Origin of the sequence: Candidatus Phytoplasma sp. AldY-WA1, assembly GCF_020312115.2 — a bacterium.
Classification (GTDB): domain Bacteria; phylum Bacillota_I; class Bacilli_A; order Acholeplasmatales; family Acholeplasmataceae; genus Phytoplasma; species Phytoplasma vitis.
On sequence record NZ_JAHRHX020000097.1, the window covers coordinates 1 to 1,561 of the forward strand.

Genomic DNA, 1,561 nt, shown 5'->3' on the forward strand with positions numbered 1-1,561 from the left:
TATTGAAAAAACTCAAATTAATGTTTTTGATATTGCTAATTATATTATTAGCAAAATTCCTAAAATAACTAATATGAAATTACAAAAACTTATTTATTATGCTCATGCTTTTCATTTAATAAATTTTAAGGAAAAATTAATTGATGAAAATTTACAAGCATGGATTTATGGACCAGTATTCCCTAAATTATATCAAGAATTTTGTAAATATTCTTATCATGCCCTTAAAAAAACTCCTAAAGGCAACGACAATAAATTATTATCAAACCAAAAAGAAACTATTAATTTAGTTATTGAAAAGTTTGGATATATGGATGGTGGCGATTTAAGCGAACAAACGCACAAGGAAAAACCATGGTTAAACGCTTTTAATAAAAGTTGTGATTGGGAGCAAAACGTGATTACTGACAAAGATTTAATAAAATATTTTTCTAAAAAAAATATAAATAATGTTATTTGATATAAAAAAGAAATTTAATTTTTTAATTAAATTAGAATATTTATTATTAAAAGGAAATAAATATTTTTCTTTTAAAAACAAAAAAATTACAAATGATATTCTTCTTCATATAATAGCTGAAATGTTTACATTTAAAGAAAAATATTATTGGAACGATTTTATTAAAACAAAAAATCATTTTCATCAAGTCCCTGAAAACATAATAGAGACAAAATGTGAAACAATTTTGTCAAAAGCACAAGAGAATAAAATTTTTCAATTTGCTATAAAACACGAAATTTACCCTATTCGAGTTGTAGGTTTTATTATACAAGAAAAATTTTTTTTAATATGTATTGATTTAGAACATAAATTATATTCTGAAAAATAATTTAAATGTAATAAAAAATATTTTTTTGTTGTTATTATTATTAATAAACATTTTTAAATAGTTCAAAAAATTAAATTTAAATTTATCTAAATTTATCAATAATAATTAAAACCTAATACACTCAATTCATCCTCCAATAAGAGGATTTTTTATACAAAAAACTAACAATAAATTAATTAATAAAGGTGCCTTTGTGGCCTTTTTTTTCTTTTACTCAAACATATATAACAACTTGGAGAGATAAAAATAACAACTTGTAGAAACCTTCACACGCCACAACGACGTTAAACTAAGGTTTTAAAATAACAAAAAAACAATTAATAATTTTAAAATTTAATATTATTAATTTTGTATGTTATAATGAAAACGAAATTGAGATGTTAAATAATATATTTAAACGCGCCAAAAAAGAAAAAAAACAGATTACAAAAGAATTATGATTAAATGTGGTTTGAATATAAAAATGAAATTTCTATCAAACTCAACTCCCTCTATGAAATCACCACAAATGAGGAATAAAAATAAAAAGAAAGGTCAAATCAATGAAACAACCAACTCCAGAAATAGAAGGTTTTTTGAAAAAACCTTCTACAAAAATATTTATTTCTATTATTTCAACATTAATTGTATCTTTTGCATTTATTTATCAAAATTATATATTTTTGAATATCAAACAGGTTGAATATAAAGTAGATAAAGTTGATACTTCTTTAAATGATTTTATAAAAGAA

Annotated in this window: 3 protein-coding genes; all 3 read left to right on the forward strand. The window is 20.9% G+C overall.

Annotated features, from left to right (window positions below; genetic code table 11):
* Positions 1-460, forward strand: a 460-nt coding sequence (locus KTO59_RS04205) for a Panacea domain-containing protein (protein WP_284928806.1), incomplete at its 5' end; no start/stop codon positions are given.
* Positions 450-830: a hypothetical protein gene (locus KTO59_RS04210; protein ID WP_284928807.1), complete on the forward strand. Its 381-nt coding sequence runs from the start codon at positions 450-452 to the stop codon at positions 828-830. The genes KTO59_RS04205 and KTO59_RS04210, both read left to right, overlap by 11 nt.
* A gap of 542 nt (positions 831-1,372) precedes the next feature.
* On the forward strand, positions 1,373-1,561 hold a 189-nt coding region (locus KTO59_RS04215; protein ID WP_284928808.1), incomplete at its 3' end, for a hypothetical protein.